At 43.9% G+C, this 20,434-nt stretch carries 15 protein-coding genes; 7 read left to right on the top strand and 8 right to left on the bottom strand.

The window, feature by feature from the left end:
- Nucleotides 1-3,621, top strand: coding sequence for an urea carboxylase (gene uca, locus NI466_RS09520; RefSeq protein WP_253173414.1), 3,621 nt, complete (start codon nt 1-3; stop codon nt 3,619-3,621).
- A 72-nt stretch (nt 3,622-3,693) separates the two neighbouring features.
- Here the strand turns inward: uca and NI466_RS09515 are convergent, their stop codons facing one another.
- Entirely contained in the window at nt 3,694-5,556 is a 1,863-nt protein-coding gene (locus NI466_RS09515; RefSeq protein WP_253173413.1) for an AAA family ATPase, read from the bottom strand.
- 613 nt (nt 5,557-6,169) lie between these two features.
- Here NI466_RS09515 and NI466_RS15935 point away from each other — a divergent pair.
- Genes NI466_RS15935 through NI466_RS09500 form a run of 4 tightly spaced genes read left to right on the top strand, consistent with a single transcriptional unit; the run spans nt 6,170 to nt 9,576 of the window.
- Nucleotides 6,170-6,301 carry a hypothetical protein gene (locus tag NI466_RS15935; protein WP_004647016.1) on the top strand — a complete coding sequence of 44 codons (132 nt, stop codon included), beginning with the start codon at nt 6,170-6,172 and terminating at the stop codon, nt 6,299-6,301.
- Nucleotides 6,294-6,737, top strand: coding sequence for a CopG family ribbon-helix-helix protein (locus tag NI466_RS09510; protein ID WP_004280384.1), 444 nt, complete (start codon nt 6,294-6,296; stop codon nt 6,735-6,737). The genes NI466_RS15935 and NI466_RS09510 overlap by 8 nt, the downstream gene beginning before the upstream one ends.
- 11 nt (nt 6,738-6,748) lie before the next feature.
- Nucleotides 6,749-8,557 (top strand): allophanate hydrolase, encoded by a 1,809-nt coding sequence (atzF, locus tag NI466_RS09505; protein WP_253173412.1) that lies wholly within the window; start codon nt 6,749-6,751, stop codon nt 8,555-8,557.
- The gene (locus NI466_RS09500; protein ID WP_044110883.1) at nt 8,554-9,576 is read left to right on the top strand and encodes an ABC transporter substrate-binding protein; all 1,023 of its coding nucleotides are present in this window, start codon (nt 8,554-8,556) and stop codon (nt 9,574-9,576) included. The genes atzF and NI466_RS09500 overlap by 4 nt, the downstream gene beginning before the upstream one ends.
- Before the next feature lie 89 nt (nt 9,577-9,665).
- Here NI466_RS09500 and NI466_RS09495 read toward each other — a convergent pair whose 3' ends face one another.
- The 7 genes from NI466_RS09495 to NI466_RS09465 form a co-directional block, all read right to left on the bottom strand.
- A complete protein-coding gene (locus NI466_RS09495) occupies nt 9,666-9,995 on the bottom strand; it encodes a DMT family transporter (RefSeq protein WP_004280373.1) in 330 nt (109 codons plus the stop codon).
- Nucleotides 9,996-10,003: 8 nt separating this feature from the next.
- Entirely contained in the window at nt 10,004-10,885 is an 882-nt protein-coding gene (locus tag NI466_RS09490) for a hypothetical protein (RefSeq protein WP_253173411.1), read from the bottom strand.
- Nucleotides 10,882-11,889 (bottom strand): isopenicillin N synthase family dioxygenase, encoded by a 1,008-nt coding sequence (locus tag NI466_RS09485; RefSeq protein WP_253173410.1) that lies wholly within the window; start codon nt 11,887-11,889, stop codon nt 10,882-10,884. Before NI466_RS09485 ends, NI466_RS09490 begins: the two co-directional genes overlap by 4 nt.
- Nucleotides 11,890-11,966: 77 nt before the next feature.
- A complete protein-coding gene (locus tag NI466_RS09480) occupies nt 11,967-12,848 on the bottom strand; it encodes an ABC transporter ATP-binding protein (protein ID WP_064096740.1) in 882 nt (293 codons plus the stop codon).
- Nucleotides 12,848-13,792, bottom strand: a complete 945-nt coding sequence (locus NI466_RS09475; protein ID WP_253173409.1) for an ABC transporter permease — start codon at nt 13,790-13,792, stop codon at nt 12,848-12,850. Before NI466_RS09475 ends, NI466_RS09480 begins: the two co-directional genes overlap by 1 nt.
- A gap of 245 nt (nt 13,793-14,037) precedes the next feature.
- Entirely contained in the window at nt 14,038-15,054 is a 1,017-nt protein-coding gene (locus NI466_RS09470) for an ABC transporter substrate-binding protein (protein WP_253173408.1), read from the bottom strand.
- A 10-nt stretch (nt 15,055-15,064) separates the two neighbouring features.
- The gene (locus NI466_RS09465) at nt 15,065-15,643 is read right to left on the bottom strand and encodes an ANTAR domain-containing response regulator (RefSeq protein WP_004280362.1); all 579 of its coding nucleotides are present in this window, start codon (nt 15,641-15,643) and stop codon (nt 15,065-15,067) included.
- Between the two features lie 503 nt (nt 15,644-16,146).
- Between NI466_RS09465 and nirB the strand changes: the two genes are divergently transcribed.
- The gene (gene nirB / locus NI466_RS09460) at nt 16,147-18,693 is read left to right on the top strand and encodes a nitrite reductase large subunit NirB (protein ID WP_253173407.1); all 2,547 of its coding nucleotides are present in this window, start codon (nt 16,147-16,149) and stop codon (nt 18,691-18,693) included.
- A gap of 24 nt (nt 18,694-18,717) precedes the next feature.
- Entirely contained in the window at nt 18,718-20,328 is a 1,611-nt protein-coding gene (nirD, locus tag NI466_RS09455) for a nitrite reductase small subunit NirD (protein ID WP_253173406.1), read from the top strand.
- Nucleotides 20,329-20,434: the final 106 nt, after the last annotated feature.

The following is a 20,434-nucleotide window of genomic DNA, read 5'->3' as shown; positions in this document are numbered from 1 at the left end:
ATGACTTTAAAATATGGGTTTAATAAAGTTCTCATCGCCAACCGTGGTGCAATTGCTTGTCGTGTCATCCGTACCCTTAAAAAATTAGGCATCCAATCGGTTGCGGTGTATTCGGAAGCAGATCGTGATTCCTTGCATGTGACTTTAGCTGATGAAGCGGTCTTTATTGGTGATGCACCTGCAAGCCAAAGCTATCTGAATGTCGATAAAATCTTAGAAGTGGCCAAATATACCGGTGCGCAAGCGATTCATCCGGGCTATGGATTCCTGTCTGAAAATGCCGAATTCTGTAATCTCTGTGAAGCACAAGGCATTGTGTTCTTGGGCCCAAATGCCGAGCAAATGAAAGCATTTGGTCTGAAACACACTGCACGTGAATTGGCGATTCAAGCCAATGTACCGTTATTGCCAGGTAGCCAATTATTGGCTGATGAAGCTGAAGCCCTGCTTGAGGCTGAGCGTATTGGCTATCCTGTGATGCTGAAAAGTACCGCAGGTGGTGGTGGTATTGGCATGCGTTTGGTGTGGAATGCGGAGGAGCTGAAAGATGCTTACACAACCGTGTCGTATTTAGCGCAAGCGAACTTTAAAGATGCAGGCTTGTACCTCGAGAAATTTGTGCAAAATGCGCGTCATATCGAAGTGCAAATCTTTGGTGATGGCAATGGCTTAGTTTTAGCTTTAGGCGAGCGTGATTGTTCGGTGCAACGTCGTAACCAAAAAGTGATTGAGGAAACACCTGCACCACACATTACAGATGAACAACGTGCTTATATCCAAAACGTTGCGATTCAATTGATGCAGTCAGTGAATTACCGCTCGGCTGGTACGGTTGAATTTGTGATGGATACTGACACGCAAGAATTCTACTTTTTGGAAGTGAATACCCGTCTACAAGTGGAACATGGCGTTACTGAACAAGTCTTTGGTGTCGATCTTGTGGAATGGATGGTGACTTTAGGCAGTGGCGATTGGGTTGCACCAACATCAAAACTTGAGTCACAAGGACATTCAATTCAAGTGCGTCTTTATGCCGAAGATCCAATCAAAAACTTCCAACCAAGTGCAGGACTTTTGACGCATGTTGAGTTCGATGCCAACGCGCGTAATGAAACTTGGGTAGAAACAGGTTCAAACGTCTCATCTTTCTATGACCCGATGATTGCCAAAATTATTGTGACTGCGGATGATCGTGATTCTGCAATTCAAGCCATGACAGTTACGCTCGCTAAAACCCAAGTGGCGGGCATTGAAACCAACCTTGAATATCTACAAAACATTATCGACTGCAATGTCTTTAAAGCCGGTACGCAAACCACACGTTTTTTAAATACCTTTGAGTGGAAAACTCAAAAAATTGAAGTGCTACAAGCGGGCATTCAAACCGCCGTGCAAGATGTCACAGGCCGTTTGGGCTATTGGGATGTCGGCGTACCGCCATCAGGTGCGATTGATCCGCTGTCTTTAAATGTTGCGAACCAACTGTTAGGCAATGCACCAAATACCGCAGGGCTCGAATGTACCTTGCAAGGCCCAAGCTTAAAATTCCATTGTGATAGTCAAATTGTATTGGCAGGTGGTGATATGCCATCGACGTTGGATGGTGTGTCTGTGCCAATGTGGCAAACCGTGAATGTGCGCAAAGGTCAAATTTTAAAATGTGGCAAGATCGCTACAGGTTGCCGTACTTACATTGGCATTAAAGGCGGTCTGAATGTGCCTGAATACTTAGGCTCACAAGCGACCTTTACCCTAGGTCAGTTTGGCGGTCATGCAGGGCGTAACTTGCTGATTGGCGATATGCTTCCAATCACGGCATTTACATCCGATGAAGTGAATGCATTAAGTGAAAATCAAATCCCGACATTCTCCAATACTTGGGAAATTGCGGTGATGTATGGTCCACATGGTGCGCCTGATTTCTTTACCAAAAACGACATTGATATTTTCTTTGCTAACGAATTTGAAATTCACTTTAACTCCAGCCGTACGGGTATCCGTTTGATTGGTCCTAAACCAGAATGGGCACGTCAGGACGGTGGCGAAGCAGGTCTGCATCCATCCAATATTCATGACAATGCCTATGCGATTGGTGCGATCGACTTTACGGGTGATATGCCAATTATCTTAGGGCCAGATGGTCCAAGCCTTGGTGGTTTTGTTTGTCCTGCGGTGGTGATCAACTCTGAACTATGGAAACTCGGTCAGCTCAAAGCAGGCGATAAAGTCAAATTTTTGCCTGTCAGCTACCATCAAGCGAAATTACTCAATGAAAAATATCATGCGCAATTAACTGCTCAAGATACACAAGCGGTGACCTTTGATGAATCGTTCTATCCCGAAATCAGCACCTTAAAATCTGCCATTTTAGATACGTTAAAAGGTCAAAATGGCACTCCTGATGTGGTGTATCGCCCTGCGGGCAATAACTATATGCTCGTTGAATATGGCGAATTGGTTTTAGATTTAAACCTACGTTTCCGTATTCATGCGCTGATGCAATGGGTCAAAGATCAAAATATTCAAGGCATTATTGACCTGACACCGGGTATTCGTTCACTGCAAATTCATTTTGATTCGACTCAGCTCGATCAAATTGATTTATTGCGTATGCTTCAAGTCGCAGAAGAACAACTGCCTGATGTGACCGAGATGCAAGTGCCATCACGCACCGTGTATTTACCGCTTGCGTGGGAAGATTCACAAACCCAACTCGCAACAGAACGCTATATGCAAACTGTGCGACCTGATGCACCGTGGTGTCCTGACAATATCGAGTTTATCCGTCGTATTAATGGCTTAAAAGACAAACAAGCTGTGAAAGATGTGGTCTATAACGCCAGTTATTTGGTCATGGGCTTGGGCGATGTGTACTTGGGTGCGCCTGTGGCAACGCCACTTGATCCGCGCCAGCGTTTGGTCACCACCAAATATAACCCTGCACGGACATGGACACCTGAAAATGCTGTGGGTATTGGCGGTGCGTATATGTGTGTCTACGGTATGGAAGGTCCGGGTGGCTATCAGTTTGTCGGTCGTACTTCGCAAATGTGGTCACGCTACCGTAAAAACCCTGATTTTGAGCAAGGTATGCCGTGGTTACTGCGCTTCTTTGACCAAATTAAGTTTTATGAAGTGTCTGAAGCGGAACTCATGCAAATGCGTGAGGACTTTAAAGCAGGGCGTTTAAAATTACGCATTGAAGATGGTGTATTGAATCTAAAAGAATACAACGACTTCTTAACTGAAAACCAAGAATCTATTTCGGCATTTAAAGCGGTGCAACAAGCCAACTTTGATGCAGAGCGCCGTCGCTGGCATGAAGCAGGTCTTGCGGAATATGTCTCTGAAAGTCTGGATGCTGTAGATGATGCTGAAGGTGTTGAAATCCCTGATGGTGGTTGTGCGGTGGAATCGCATATGCCGGGTTCAATTTGGAAAATTGAATGTCAGTCGGGGGATATTGTGGAAGAAGGTGCAACCTTAGCTGTGATTGAAGCGATGAAGATTGAGATACCAATTATTGCACCTGAGCGTATGCGTGTGGATGCAATTACCATTGAAAAAGGGCAGACGGTAAAAACGGGGCAGGTATTGTTTACGTTGGCGCCAGTGGCTTAAAGAATCCTCCCTAACCCTCCTTTTTCAAAGGAGGGAATTTCCCCTCTTTATTAAAGAGGGGTTAGGGGAGATTTAAGAATTACATTTTTCGATATGCTTAAATATTCGTTCACATAACGCTTTGGCTTTTGGTGTAAGTTCCCAATCAGGTTTTTCATCGAAATCTTTGATGATTTCACGGCAGAAGTCTAATTTGTATTTGATCGTACCTACACCTTTACCATCAGCAAATGCCGTTTTGTCAGTGGATGTTCTAGTATTTCGCATTTGGTCGTCTAATAGTTTACCTATTCCATAATCTTTATGATCAAAGTAATCAGATGCAGTGATTGAATCTAAATTTTCTATAGTAAATCCTTGCTTAGTTTTGTTTTTCATTTTGCTAAATTTTTTATGAGCCACCCTAATAATTACTTCTTTAGGCAGAGTGTTTTCTGTTTCCTTACACTCTAAAATTAAATAATTATCTTTTTTCAACTCACTTTTTAGAACATGCACTCGATCTGCTTTATTATGAATATCGCCATCAGCTATGAGTAGCATTTCACTTGCGACTGCTTTAGCACTCAGCCCTTTATCTTCTAATTGATCTGCGTAATCGTCGCTAAAGCACCAATGAACTAAATTACTACCTGCATACTCTACAAACGTATAGTGATAGTTCGGCATAAAGCGACGGTATTTTTTATAAAGATTTTCATTCGATTCTTCTAATTCTGCTAAATATTTTTCCATATATTTAGTGATATATAGTCGATCTGTAATGCCTTCGACCCAAATCGTACAGTTAGCCAAATAAACAGAAGAAGGACGCACACCTAATGAAGCAAGTAAGTCGCGATCTCTGTCACAACGATAAATTTTAAAATCAAATTTAGTAGGGTCTTCTTCTTTAGGCTGTTTTATAAACTTCTGAATCATGACTTGGTCAGACTCATCCGCCATATCAAGTAAATGGTTGGAATGAGTTGTAAAGAAATAATAATGAGGTGTTTCGTTTAGGTAGAAGTTCATCAGTTGACGAACCATACCTGCGTGCATATGTAGTTCAGGCTCTTCTATGAAGAAAGCATGTATTTCTTCTTTTTTAATAAATGCTTCGTATGTCAAAATGATTGCTTGCTGAAGACCATCGCCTAATCTATGAATTGGAAACTGATCATCTTCTCCAATTTTAATATGTACAACATCATTGACATGACCGTTATCATCTTTACCTATGAATGGAATGAGCGTGATGGGTTCATTGTCAAAAAAATACTGACTTAATTTTTCTTCATAATTTTTTATTAACTCACGCTGTTTTGGTTTACCTAACAAGTGAATTTGAAGTTCATGGTATAAGCATTCACCTGTAATAATATTTTTAGAATCAAATTTGTCTTTATTTGGGAAATAATCTTTTTGAGCACGTTCGATATATGGCTGTTTATTTTCTATTTCAGTGACAGGGCGCATACCTCTTAAAATAGGGATGTAGAATTTCATATTTGAAAATATTTTATGAATATTAGTTGTTTCTTGATGAAATAAATCTAATGCTATATCAATATTGTTATTTGAATATATTTGATTTAATAATCCATTTTCATATAAGGAATGCATTACAGACTTAAATGCAAGAGAAGCGGTAGTATAGCTTTGCACAGTGAGAGTATCGTTCATAAGATTAATAAATTCTTCATAACGGGGATCAAATTTATTTGAGACTATTTTTTTATGGAAAGATTTTAATTTTCTAAATTGAGTAGAATTATACAAATATTGACCACCTCTCATTTTAAATAATGTACGTAGAAATTTACTTTTACCCGCATTATTTTTACCAATAAAAAAATTCAGTCTTTTTATTTCAATAATTTCATCGTATTCAATATCATTATTAGAACTGTAATTTTCTAAATTTTCGGCCCAATAATATAATTTTTCTGTCATAAAAATGCCCCCAAATATGGGAGCTAATTTAGCAGTAATTCATCACTTTTCAAATGAGTTATAAAATAGTGATTGATCAAATCTAGTTGGTCTTTATTTTAGAAGAATAACACTTAGATAGATAACGGTCTGAATCACTCAGCCACACTTTGATGCACACTCGAACCCCAATGGTGCAAAATGGCATATTTTTTAGGCATTCTTAAAAAATAAATCATTCTTGTTTTGCCTCTTTTTACGTATGTAATTAATTTCCCACGCATTCTGCTTAAATTTATTCTATTTGTATATTGTGGCACGCTTAATGCATTTATTTATATACAACATAAATAGAGGAGAGCAATACACTTGATCACTCATAATCACAAACATCGGTTAACCATTCATGTATAAAAAGAATAGCAAGGACATGAGCAATCAAAATGGAATAAACCGGTGAAATACAAAACTTACTTTTGCTTTAGAACAAGCCCCATTTCAATGTTATGGGGCTTTTTTTCGCCCTTTTAAGCAAGTTTATTTACCTCATCCAAATAACTAAAAATTGGCACGCTTTCTGCATTTTCCTAAGTAATACGAAATTCTGGTTTTGTAATATCCCTAGGAGATGCACATGAACAATCCGACATCAAATAAAAAAATGCATCCATGGCTTCACTTTCTGGTTGAGCTGCTCAGCGTACGTGCAGGCTTTCACATTAAACAGTCTTCCCAATATCAACCCAAGGATCAACATCGTGCCTAAACAAAAATTGGCACGGATCAGTATTACCGTGCCAGAAACAACGCTACATGCGATGGATCAAAAAATTGTCGAGCAGCACTATGAAAGCCGCTCGCAGGCCATTGTCGACATGATTAACCGTCACCTGATTGATGATCTGGTGATTCGCGATGAAGTCATGGTTGGCACGCTTACCTTGCTCTATGACGTCAGCTTGAAACCGCTGCGCAGTCAGCTGGTCGATCTGCAGCAGCAGTATCTGGCACAAGTGATCAATTCGCTTCATATCCAGCTGGATGATGAAAAAATTCTGCAAGTCATGCTGATGCAGGGCGCGAGCAGTGATCTGAAAGAAATTAGCGAACAATTTATTGCACTGAAAGGCGTGATTAAAGGGCATCTCGAACTGATGGATGCCGTCATGCCACCCATTCCACAAAATACCGAACACACTTAAGGAGAACAGCTGTGCACAACTTATGGACTGTACAGGACTGGCAACACGCCTACCAGAATAACAATATCCAGCTTAGTGACCTGATTGAGTATGTTGCCGGATTGAATAATGACGATCATGCCTGGATTTCAATTGCAACAGCAGCACAATTACAGGCACAAATTGATGCATTGACTGGTGCAGATATTGAAAGCTTGCCACTTTATGGGGTGCCATTTGCAGTCAAGGACAATATTGATGTTGCAGGGTTCTATACCACAGCAGCATGTAAAGAGGTAGCTTATCTGGCAACTTCCGATGCAACCGCAGTAGCCAAATTAAAAGCTGCCGGCGCGATTGTCGTGGGTAAAACCAATCTGGACCAGTTTGCGACAGGTCTGGTCGGTGTGCGCTCCCCATACGGCGCGGTGAAGAACAGCTTTAATCCTGAATATATCAGTGGCGGTTCGAGTTCAGGTTCCAGCGTAATCGTCGCAAACGGATTAGTGCCATTTTCACTGGGTACAGATACTGCAGGTTCAGGACGTGTACCTGCAGGACACAATAACATTGTAGGACTCAAACCGACCAAAGGCTGGTTCTCGACTACAGGCCTGATTCCGGCTTGTCGCACCATCGATGTGATTTCGATTTTTGCCTTAACGGTGGATGATGCCTGGCAGGTGGCGCAAGTCATGCAGGGCTATGATGCCAGTGATGATTATTCCAGAATGCATCCTCAGAATGTACCGAGCCAATTTTCAAAAGGGAAAATTGCCATTCCGGATACACTGGAATTTTATGGCGATGCTGAAACTGAAAAAGCATTCCAGCTGGCGATCGCACGTGTACAAAGCTTGGGTTATACGGTTGAGCCGATTGATTTTGCTCCATTTCAGCAACTGGCGACTGCACTTTACAACCGCTCTTGGGTGGCTGAACGTACTAGTGCCGTGGAAAAAATGGTACAACGCGAGCAGACCCATCCGGTCATTGGCCAGATTATTGCGCAGGCAGACCGGTTCAATGCGGTCGATGTCATGCAGGATGAATATGAACGTGCCCACCTGAGCCGTGTTATTCAAAATACACTGGCAGATTATGATGCCTTGATGGTGCCTACTGCACCCACCATTTATCGCATTGCAGAAGTAGAAGCCGATCCTCTGGTAAAAAACAGCCACATGGGCGCTTATACCAATTTTGTCAATTTTGCCGATCTTTCGGCTTTGGCGCTACCAAATAGCATTCGTGCTGATGGTCTTCCAACGGGTGTGACCTTTATTGCGCCAGCCTGGATGGATGAAGCACTGGCCAAATTCGGGCAAAAATGGCAGCAATCGAGCCAGTTAAAGCTAGGCACCTCTGAACTTAGCTATGAAAAAACAACTGAAATCTCATCGGATCACAGCGTCAAACTGGCTGTCGTCGGTGCACATCTAAGTAGAATGCCGCTGAACTTTCAGCTGACCACATGCAGTGGCACCCTGATCAAGCAGACCCGGACTGCTTCGCATTACAAACTCTATGCTTTAAAAAATACCACACCACCAAAACCCGGCCTCCAATACAACGCGAAAGGTTGTTCAATTGAAGTCGAAGTCTGGGACATTCCGCGTGCACTGTTCGGAGACATTGTTGCAGAAGTTCCGGCACCTTTGGGGATCGGCAATGTCCAGCTGATTGATGGTACTTGGGTCAAAGGCTTTATCTGTGAAGGCTATGCACTTGAGGATGCAACAGATATTAGTCATTTCGGTGGCTGGCGTGAATTTATGAAATCTAAACAACTTTCAAATACCAAATTTAAATGTGAATGCATAGGGGAAGTCGCAAAATGATCAAAAAAGCACTGATGTCAGTTTCCGTACTGTCTGCAATCCTTTTAAGCGGTTGTGACAATACCGCTAAAGTACCTGAACCAAATGCCAAGGCTGAAGGTACTGTAAATACTCAACCCATCCGGATTGGTTATAGCGACTGGCCGGGTTGGGTTGCGTGGCAAGTTGCGATTGAAAAAGGCTGGTTAGAGGAAGCTGGAGTCAATGCTGATTTTAAATGGTTTGACTATTCAGCCTCACTTTCAGCTTTTGCTGCCAACCAGCTGGATGCGGTCATGGTCACTAATGGTGATAATCTGGTCACTGGCTCTGGCGGGACCAAGGGCGTGATGATCATGGCGACCGATTATTCAGCTGGAAATGACGTGATTATTGCCAAGAATGGCATTAATTCGATTCAGGATCTGCGCGGTAAAACCGTAGCCACTGAAAAAGGTCTGGTCGATCACTTGTTACTGTCCACTGCACTGGATGATGCCAAAGTTGGCCTGAATGAGGTCAAACTGGTCAATACCATGACCAATGAATTGCCACAGGTTTTTGCTACTCCCGATATTGATGCAATTGCGGTATGGCAGCCAGTAGCAAATCAGGCTTTATCTGCGGTGGCCGGTTCCAAGATTATTTTTACCTCTAAAGACAAGCCGGGGTTAATCTACGATACCTTGACCGTGAATCCTGCCCATCTGGAAGCCAATAAAGAGCAATGGAAAAAGGTGATTCAGGTTTGGGATAAAACTGTCAAATATATCAATGACCCGGCGACTCGAGAAGACGCTGCACAGATCATGTCCAAGCGGGTTGGTGTCGATGCGAAGACCTATATGCAGTTCATTGATGGCACACATTTACTGGATCTGGCCGCCAACAAGAAAGTCTTTACCAAAGGTGATGGTTTCGACTCGATCTATGGTTCCAGCTATCATGTGAACAAGTTCAATGTAGCCAACGGCATTTATACGACTGAAATGAATGTGGATGGCGTGATTGTTCCAACGCTGGTGCAAGAACTCAAATAGAGCATGCCGCCTCATTCTGGAAGGTATTCTAAACTAATAAAAAATCCCCAGATTGGGGATTTTTTATTAGTCAGATGAATATTAAAAAATTAAAGCTGCGTACTTTTGGAAAAGACATTGATAAAAATAATGCCAATGATCATAAACGCCAGACCGATCAGCGCGGGAAGATCCAGTTGCTGTTTAAACACCAAGAGGCCAACCGTTGAAATCAGAATAATACCGGCACCAGACCAGATTGCATAGGCAATGCCCATCGGAATGGTTTTCATGGTCAGTGACAGGAAAAACAGGGCAACGGCATAACCGGCAATGGTGGCAAGTGAAGGCCAGAGCACGCTAAAACCATTGGAGGCCTTCAATGCAGAAGTTGCAATGACTTCTGCAATAATGGCAATCGACAGATATAAAAAAGACATATTTCTCCCTAAAACACCCGTTTTGCATGATGCATCAGATGTTCTTGTTCTGACTTGAGCCAGCTTTCAGCTTCTGTAGTCGTTGGCGTCCTGTATTGAAACTCATAATCCGGCTGGTATATATCCAGCTCAAAAATCAGGTCAATTTCACGGTCATCTAAAATGACATGCTGAACCAGACTGCTTTCATTGAGAACTTCAAAATTTTCCAGGTTAAAGGTTTTGCCTGTTTCACTGCTGCGAGTGCTGTAAGTTTTAGCTTGACCATCAGTCCCGATAGAAACTTCAAAACTTTCCACCAAGGCAAACACGGTCGGATCGACAGCTTTCAAGTCCATTTGAGCGACTGCACTTTGCACTTCAGGCAAACGCGTCAGGGCATAGCCAATATGATCGCCACAAATAATCAGGCCACCATCCATTTCCAGTTTCTGACCAGATTGAACATCAAGCGCAGACTGAAGCCGCAGGCCTAAAAATAAACCGTGCTGTACCTGCTGGCGCCAGTCTTCGACATAGACATTATTTGGAGAAAATTCCAGAATACAGTTGCCAACGGCATGTAACCGGGCTGGTTCCGGCCATTGCACATGATTCTGATAATTGGCGTAGTCTTTCACTTCCCAGGACAAGAGCTGGCTGGCGCTATCCCAAAGCGTATTGCCAATCCAGCCTTGGCGTTCCTGAACAGCAGTTCCCGTCTGGCTTTTTAGACGAAGATCAATGGTAAAACTGCGCGACTGAAACCAGTACACAACGGTATTCTCATCAGTCAGGCCATTATAAAAACTGATACTTTTACGCCGGAAAGCACCGTATAAAAAGCCCGGAATAATCTCTGGCTGAGGGATAGTGGGCTTTAAAGTCTTAATCACTTCAAACAGATTCATGATGCTGTCTCCGTCTGTTCTTCAAGTCCAAAAGAGGAAAGTGGTACAGCATTTTTTAAGATCAGTTCACCGCTAGCAACGCGCTGTTTTAAATATTGAAAGGTCTGGGCGGTCTGATTAAACAGATGTTCGCCCCCGATCAGGGCAGAATATTTGGAATTTTCAGTGTGAATCACCGGTTCAATCACGGTGTCATAATTGCAGGCGCAAAACAGCGGGAATGAATAACGTTCTTCCGAGACCTTTTTCACGCGGTGTTTGGTGGCGAGATATTTACCATTCGACAGAATTTCCATCATGTCACCGATATTCATCACCAGGGTATTTTCAATCAGTGGAATATCGATCCATTCGCCGGTTTTATTTAAAACCTGTAAGCCGGGCGCGGTTGGTAACAGCAAGGTAAAGCATTCGTAATCGGTATGTGCGCCAATGCCTTCGGCATCTTGCACTTCCGGATTATAGGGATAATGAATCAAGCGTAGCTGACTTGGTGCATCAGTAATTTTGCTTTCAAAAAAGTCCTCACGAACGCCCAACGCCAGTGCAAAGGCAGAAAAAATCTGCCGGCTGATCTCACGCAGATGACTATAGTATTGGCTGACAATAGACTTGAAATCCGGATGGTCTGGCCATAAGGTGGGCCCAAGTAAAGGACAGTCTTTTCTTACCCCCTGATAATCATAATTGACATCATAGGCTTCTTTTAAATCATAACTGTTGCCGGCAAACTGTTCTTCGCCAATCGGCACATAGCCACTATGGTTTTTTGATTTGCCAATATAGTGCTGCATTTTGGTGTCCAGATCCTGAGAAAAATAGGACTGGGCCATTTCAATCAGGGCTTTGGCGTAATCAGAATTAAACTGGCTACCTTGCAGATAAAGAAATCCGACTTCTTTACAGGCATGATCCAGAGCATGAGCAACTTCAATACGATCGGCTAAATCCGGACTTTGTAATTTTGAAATATCAACCAGTGGGAGTACATATTGCGCTTGCATGATAATCACCTCTAATGTTGGTCGTCCAACACAGCGATTAAAACCTTCGGGTCGTCCCAAAGGCATTTTGGATAAGATTATTTATTGCTGCTGACCTTGGTCATACGCGGAATGACCGGCAGTTCTGCCAGTGCCGGATCCAGTTCATCTTCTTCAGCATGCACCAGATAATCGACACGTTGTCTTAACTGTTTAAATTCAGGACTAAGCATGACGTCTGGATGGCGTGGACGAGGTAGATCAACTTCGATAATTTCCTTGATTTCACCCGGATTGGCTTTCAGCGCCACAATACGGTCGGCCAGTAAAATGGCTTCATCCATATCGTGGGTCACAAAAATAATGGTGATATCAATGTTTTGCCATAGGTCCATCAGGTGACGCTGCATTTTTTGCCGCGTATGTGGATCAAGTGCCCCAAAGGGTTCATCCATCAACAGGATTTTCGGTTCATTGACCAAAGCTCGGGCAATCGCGACACGCTGTTTCATCCCGCCAGACAACTCATGCGGATACTGGTTTTCATACTTTTCCAGACCAATGATATTGATCCATTCACGTGCCTGTGCTTCTGCTGCTGCACTACTTTGGCCTTTCATGCGCGGACCAAACATGACATTTTCCTTGACAGTTTTCCATGGAAACAGGGTATAGCCCTGAAACACCATGCCACGCTCCGGACTTGGGCCGGTAATTGGCTGGCCATCCACGAGAATCTCACCACTGCTATAAGGATCCAGGCCGGCAACTACACGGCTAAAGGTTGACTTGCCGCAACCGGAAGGCCCAATCACACAGATGAACTCCCGCTTGTGAATTTTCAAATTGAGTGCATTTAAGACCGTACGCTCGGTTTTGCCATGACTGAATTTTTGTGTCAGTTGCTTTGCTTCCAGAATCACCGGACGGCTATAAATCTTGTCAAAGTATTCGCGGGTATTAAATTCAGTGTTTTGCATCAGTTGGCTCCCGGTTTCCATTTAAATAAGCGTTGTCCCAGTTTCATCAAGATCACATCACAAAGCAGGCCAATCACACCGATAATCAGGATCGCGGCAAAGACATTATCAAAGTTTTGATAGCGGGCTTGCTGGGTAATGAACCAGGTAATCCCGGAGGTACTGCCGATCAGTTCTGCTACGATCAGGTAAGTCCATGCCCAACCCAGCAGCACACGCAGATTGCGGTAAATTTCAGGCAGGGCCGCTGGAATCACCACATGCAACAAGCTTTTCAGTTTATTGGTGCCCAGAGTAAAACCGGCTTCAATCAGGCTGCGATCCACCAGACGTGTGGTATTGGCAATGATCAGGATTTGCTGGAACAGGGTTCCTATCACAATAATGGCAATTTTGGGTGCATCATTAATTCCGAGAATTGCCACTGCCAGTGCACCAAAGGCGGGAGCAGGTAAATAGCGGAAAAACTCAACAAAGGGTTCGGTCAGCTGGGAAATTTTATTTGAAAATCCGCATAAAATACCGAGTGGAATACCAACCAAGGAAGAAATAAAGAACGCGGTAAAGACCAACTTGATACTGTGCCACAGACTTTCATGAAACCAGGGTGCATTGGCTTGGGTAGGCTCCGTGGTAAACGCCGTGACCAGTGCAATCGCAACTTCATGTGGTGCAGGCAGATAAATCGGGTTGACCAGAATACCCTGCGGCGGAGCCAGACCCTGATCTACCGCAGACTGCGCAGCAGAAAAAAACTGGTCTTTATCAATACGACTCTCGACCTGTAAATAGGCAACACTACCAGAATCAGTAATCTGGACTTGTGGATGCCAGATAAATGGCAAATAGCTGACTGCACACCAAATCAGAATTGGTATTAAAAAAGACCCCAAGCCAAACAGTAACTTATTTCTTTGACTGAGTTCACGTGCAACGTAACTCATAGTGTTGCCCCTCAATATTACAAATTTTATAAAACGTAATACTGAATAAGCAAAATGGATGCCATTTCATCCCAAATCCTGAAATGACTCTTAAAATGGCTTATTTTTATAGAAAAAATTAGCAGACAACTTTTAATCATATTCAAGAAGTTAGATCAGAATGCAGAGATTTTTAATCATTTTCTGGAAAATAAACTCAATAAAAAAGACCCGAAAAATCAGGTCTCTTTTTTCAGTAACATCATTTAGCCAATAATGTCTGCATGCTGGTTTTGCAAGCTATAGATGCACTGCTGCGCAATCTGTTTTTTCTCGGCTGCGGTCATTTCAATATCTTCCCATTTCTGCATCTGCTGCAGAAGCCAGATAAAATCATCGACTTTCGGTTTGGCACTTTCTCCAACAAAATTCCGGATAATATTCTTGATTTTGTAAAAGTCATAGACATGCCGCTGGGCGGAACATTCAAACTGAATAATCTGATAATCCACCAGCATGTTCCATACGTCTGATAAATCGCTGCGCTGCTTTAAATCATCCTGCGCTTTTTGTACAGCCTTGACCACTGCCTCTACGGTAAATGGATGCTGTTCTGCCCATTCCTGGGTCATGGCCAAGACTTTATCGGCAACTTTTGGAATGACATTCTGGCTGGCAGCGACAATAAAGCTATAGCCTTCAAGTTTGGCCTGAATATTCCAGGGTTCTCCCACGCAAAACCCATCAAATACCTGTTCTGCGATTCCTTTTACCATAGAAGGCGGTGGAGAGGTCATCAGCTGGATATTCTTGGCCAGTTGTGGATCAGTCAGTGCCAGCCATTCTTTTAAACAGTAATGATGAATCGAATATTTATAAACATAGGCCAGATTGATGGAATGATTCTGTTGTAAAGCCAGTACAAGTTTCTTTGAGGTAATCTGTTCATCATCCTCAGGCTGGATGCCGAGTTCATAACACAGATCTTGGCGCAGACTAATAAAAGCCTGATTCACACTCAGTACTAGAGGGGTTTGTAAAGCCACCTGTAACTGGTCTGTGCCCAGGGCAGCAGCGGGCAACATGGCAGACAGGCAATGTGCAGTATCCAGAAAGCCATAGGCCAGACGGTCACGCAAACTTGACCATGAGGCTTCGCGGATTAAATTGATGGTTAATCCTTGCTCGGCAAAATACCCCTGTTTTTCAGCCCAGAGAATGGCAACACAATCAAGTAAAGGAATATAGCCAATATTGAGTTCAGGTTTTTCTAATGTGGACATATGCTTTTCCTTATTGGCCCAGTAACAGCTTCTGTGCATCCAGTAAGCGTCTGGCCATTTCACCAATGGTAATCCGGTGACTCATGGCATTTTTACGCAATAAAGCAAAGGCTTGTTCTTCCGTTAAGGCATGCAGCTGGATGAGCAGGGCTTTGGCTTTATCGATATCTTTACGGTCAATCAGCTTGTCCTGGGTTTCTTTTAAATCGTTCAGCAGCTTTTTATGCTTGCGAAACTGTTCAATTGAAATTTCCAGAATGCTTTCTAGTTTGGTGGGATCAATACCATCGACAATATAAGCCGTGATTCCGGCATCAATCGCACTTTTGATGGTGTCTTTATTGGAGTTCTGGGTAAACAGCACGGTCGGAAGTTCATATTGGCTGACACAGCTTTCAATAATATCCCGATGCGGATGATCCATATTCAGCAGGATCACATCTGCATGAATACCCTTAACATGTACCATATTCAGGTCATTCAGGATTAAACAGGCCACCACCTGAAAATCATGTGAAAGTAAGGATTCCTGGATGAATTGGGCGCGCTCCAGATCATCATCAATAAGAGCAATTCGTAATTTGGACATGGAATATTTTCAAGTAAGGCCTAAGGAATATTCAAGCAGGAGTAAAGCAAAAAACATGCCATTAAATTGGTGCATAAAATTCTATTTTTCTGTTCAATTTAGTGCATAGCTTTAGGGATTTCAGCTGATGGCTGATCAAAATGAAGCGTTTAGGTAGATCATCTGCCTGAAATAAGGCGTTTTCTTATTGGAAAAGTTGGCACGATTTCTGCATTTATTAAATCGTCAAAGATGACTTTCAATACTAACAACGGCCAACGATGTCCGTTCTGATCGTAATTGCACTTTCAAGGAGTGTGATTGGTATTTCGTTCAGCACAGGATAAATGACATGGTCAGTTGTTCAGCAATACAAAACGCACAAGCGTTTCAACCCTTCCGCCAGCATTACAAAGTGCTGGGTTGCGGTATTTACAACATATTCAATCAGCAGACATATCAATGCCTAGACGTGATATGTGGCTTTTTATCATCTTTAAAAAAACAATAGTTGGAGTGCAGATATGAAAATTCTCATGATTGGGCATGGCATGGTGGGGCATAAATTCATCGAATCTGTACTGGAACAGGCCGGTGATGAGGTAGAACTGACCATTTTGGCAGAAGAGCCACATTTAGCTTATGACCGGGTACATTTGACCGAATATTTCAGCGGCAAGTCGGTTAAGGATCTGAGTCTGTGTCGTAGTGATTTTGCCGATGCCTATGGCATTGATTTGCGTCTTAATACCAAAGCAATTGAAATTGATCAGCTCAATAAAACCGTCACCACCAGCCAGGGTGATGTGCTGAGTTTTGACAAGTTGATTCTCGCTACCGGCTCTTATGCCTTTGTACCCCCAATCCCGGGCAATGATCGTCAGAATTGCTTTGTTTATCGTACTATTGAAGATCTGGATGCCATTCGTGCAGCTAGCCTGAATGCAAAAACTGGCGTAGTGATTGGCGGCGGCTTGCTAGGGCTGGAAGCAGCGAAAGCTCTGCGGGATCTGAATCTGGAAACCCATGTCGTAGAATTTGCTCCGCGTCTGATGGCGGTGCAGATTGATGATCTGGGCGGCCGGGTATTGCGCTCTAAAATTGAAGACCTTGGTGTCAAGGTACATACTCAAAAGGCCACGTCGAGTATTGAAGATGGTGACAGCACTCAGCATGTAATGAAGTTCGGAGATGGTTCGGTACTTGAAACCGATATCATCCTGTTCTCGGCTGGGATTCGTCCGCGTGATGAACTGGCGCGCCAGAGCGGCTTACTGATTGGTGAGCGTGGCGGCATCATCATTAATGATTATTGTCAGACCTCACATCCGGACATTTATGCCATTGGTGAATGTGCACTTTGGGATAATAAAATTTATGGTCTGGTTGCACCGGGCTATGACATGGCCCGTATCGCGGCGAAACACGTACTAGGACAAGAAAGTCATGCATTCGCTGGTGCAGACATGAGCACCAAACTTAAACTGATGGGGGTGGATGTTGCCTCTATTGGTGATGCACACGCCATGTCCCCAGGTGCCTTGAGCTATTTCTATGCTGATGAAGCGGCGCAGGTTTATAAAAAAATCGTGGTGTCAGCAGACAAGACCAAGCTGCTGGGCGCGGTGCTGGTGGGCTGTGCCAAAGAATATAGCGATCTTTTACAAATGATGCTGAATGGTCTGGCTGTACCGGAGCAACCGGAAAGCCTGATTATGCCGGGCTTTGATCAGTCAACTTCCAAATCGGGTGGTAGTGGCATCGATTTATTGCCTGACAGTGCGACCATCTGTTCCTGTAATAACGTTTCCAAAGCTGATATCTGTTCAGCCATTGATGGCGGTGCAACTTCATTGGGTGCACTGAAAAAATGCACCCAGGCTGCAACGGCGTGCGGTGGCTGTGCGCCATTGGTGACGCAGGTTCTCAAATCTGAATTACAGCGTCAGGGTGTCACGGTGAACAATCACCTGTGTGAACATTTTGCCTATTCACGTCAGGAACTGTATCACCTGGTACGTGTGCATGAAATCAAGACATTCTCTGACCTGATTCAGCAACATGGGCACGGCATGGGCTGTGATATCTGCAAACCGACTGTAGCCAATATTCTGGCATCCTGCTGGAATGATTTTGTGCTGAAACCAAGTCATGCTGGTTTGCAGGATAGCAACGACTACTACCTCGGCAATATCCAGAAAGATGGTTCCTATTCGATTGTGCCACGTGTGGCAGGCGGCGAGATTACCCCAGATGGCTTGATCACGATTGGTCAGATCGCCAAAGATTATGGTCTATATACCAAAATCACGGGCGGACAACGAATTGACATGTTTGGTGCGCAGGTACATCAACTGCCTGAAATCTGGGAAAAACTGATCAATGCCGGTTTCGAATCTGGACATGCCTACGGCAAATCCTTACGTACGGTGAAATCTTGCGTGGGTAGTACCTGGTGCCGTTTTGGAGTCGATGATTCTGTCGGCTTGGCGATTTTTCTGGAGAATCGTTATAAAGGCCTGCGTTCACCACATAAAACCAAAATGGCAGTATCCGGCTGTACCCGTGAATGTGCAGAAGCACAGAGCAAGGATGTCGGTGTCATTGCCACGGAAAAAGGCTGGAATCTATATGTATGCGGAAATGGCGGCATGAAACCGCGCCATGCTGAACTGCTCGCCTCGGATCTGGATACTCCCACACTCATCAAATATATCGACCGCTTCTTTATGTTCTATATCCAGACAGCAGACCGTCTGCAGCGCACCAGTGTGTGGCGTGACAATATGGAAGGTGGGCTGGACTATCTGAAAGATGTCATTGTGCATGATTCGCTCGGCATTGCCGCTGAACTGGAAAGCCGTATGCAGCATGTGATTGGCACTTATCAGGATGAATGGCGCACTGCGATTGAAGATCCTGAAGTACGCAAACGCTTTAAGACTTTTATCAATGCCAAAGCAGCTGAGCAGAATGACCCGAATATTCAGTTTACGCCTGTACGTGGCCAGATTCGTCCAAAGACAGAAGCTGAACGTGATTTAAACCGTATTCCAGTGGTTGAAGCCTAAATACCACAGTCAGGGAGAATGAAAATGACAATTTTAAAAGACATGAACGAACTGAACTGGTACGAAGTCTGCAATCTGGATGAGATTACCCCGAATACCGGTGTGGCAGCCCTGATTGAAGATCAGCAGATTGCAATTTTTCGCGTGGGTCAGGAACAGCGGGTGTATGCACTCAGCAATCAAGATCCATTTAGTCTGGCCAATGTCATGGCACGTGGCATTCTGGGTGATCTGCAAGGTGAGCGTGTAGTCGCATCCCCAATTTACAAGCAGCATTTCAGTCTGGTGACCGGCCGTTGTCTGGAAGAACAAGAGCAGAAATTACTGGTATTTCCAACCCGAATTGAAAATGGCAAAGTTCTGGTGAGTCCGACTCCACAAAAAACTTATATTTCCAGTAATGGTCAAAACACAGAGCGTTTAAAACTGGTACTGATCGGGAATGGGCTGGCGGGTATGCGTTGTCTGGAAGACTTGCTGGATATGGCGCTAGATCGTTATGACATTACCGTGATTGGGGAAGAGCCATGGGGCAATTACAACCGCATCATGTTGTCACCGGTATTGTCTGGTGAGAAAAGCTTTGCCGAAATTATGCTGCATTCAGCCGACTGGTATGCTGAAAAAGGCATTCGATTCATTGCTGGGGATGCTGCCATCGCTATCGACCGTTCGCGTAAACAGGTCCACACCCAAAAAGGCGAAGTCGTTGCTTATGATCGTCTGATTCTCGCCACTGGTTCCAAACCCTTCATGCCACCTATTCCGGGTGCTGAACTTGAAGGCGTGATTAGCTTCCGGGATATTCAGGATGTTAACCGCATGCTGGATTACTGCAAAACTAAGCAAAATGCCGTCGTGATTGGAGGTGGGTTGCTGGGTCTAGAAGCAGCTTATGGACTGAAGCAGCAGGGGATGAATGTAACTGTGCTGCATCTGATGGACCGTATTATGGATCGTCAACTGGATATGAAAGCCAGTCAAATGCTGAAAAAATCAATTGAAGATAAAGGTATCCGGATCATTACTGAAGCCAACACCGAAGAGCTGCTCGGTATTGATGGTCACGTGACTCAACTGCGACTAAAAGACGGGACAATGCTGGATGCCGATTTGGTGGTCTTCGCCGTCGGGATTCGACCAAATAAAAGTCTGGCTGAACAGGCTGGTCTGCGCTGCAATCGTGGGGTGCTGGTGAATGACACCATGCAAACCTATGACCCGAGTATTTATGCAGTGGGTGAATGCATTGAGCATCGTGGCCAGACCTTTGGACTGGTTGAACCACTATGGGGACAGGCCTTTATCTGCGCGACGCATCTGGCTGAACATGGCCGACTGACCTTTAAGGCACCGACTGTTCCGACCCAACTGAAGGTCAGCGGGTGTGATGTCTTCTCGGCCGGAAATTTTGAACCTCAGGATGATTTTGAAGATATCGTGCTGAATGATGAAAAACGTCAGATTTATAAACGGATCATCATCCAGCAAGACAAGGTCATTGGTGCTGTGCTATTTGGCGATACCGAAGATGGGGCTTGGTATGCAGAACTGATTGCAGACCAGACACCAATTAGTAATATCCGCAGTAAACTGCTTTTTGGTCGGGATTTTGCATTAAAAAAGGCAGGGTAATCAGATCAATCTGCCCCAACCCCTCTTTGAAAAAGAGGCGAATTTCCTCTCCTTTATTAAAGGAGGGTTGGGGAGGATTAAAACTTTTGAGATATAGAAAATATTT

The organism is Acinetobacter lwoffii (genome assembly GCF_024129595.1).
Taxonomy (GTDB): domain Bacteria; phylum Pseudomonadota; class Gammaproteobacteria; order Pseudomonadales; family Moraxellaceae; genus Acinetobacter; species Acinetobacter lwoffii_O.
Note: the sequence above shows the minus strand (reverse complement) of the source record. Positions and strands in the feature narration are given on the sequence as shown.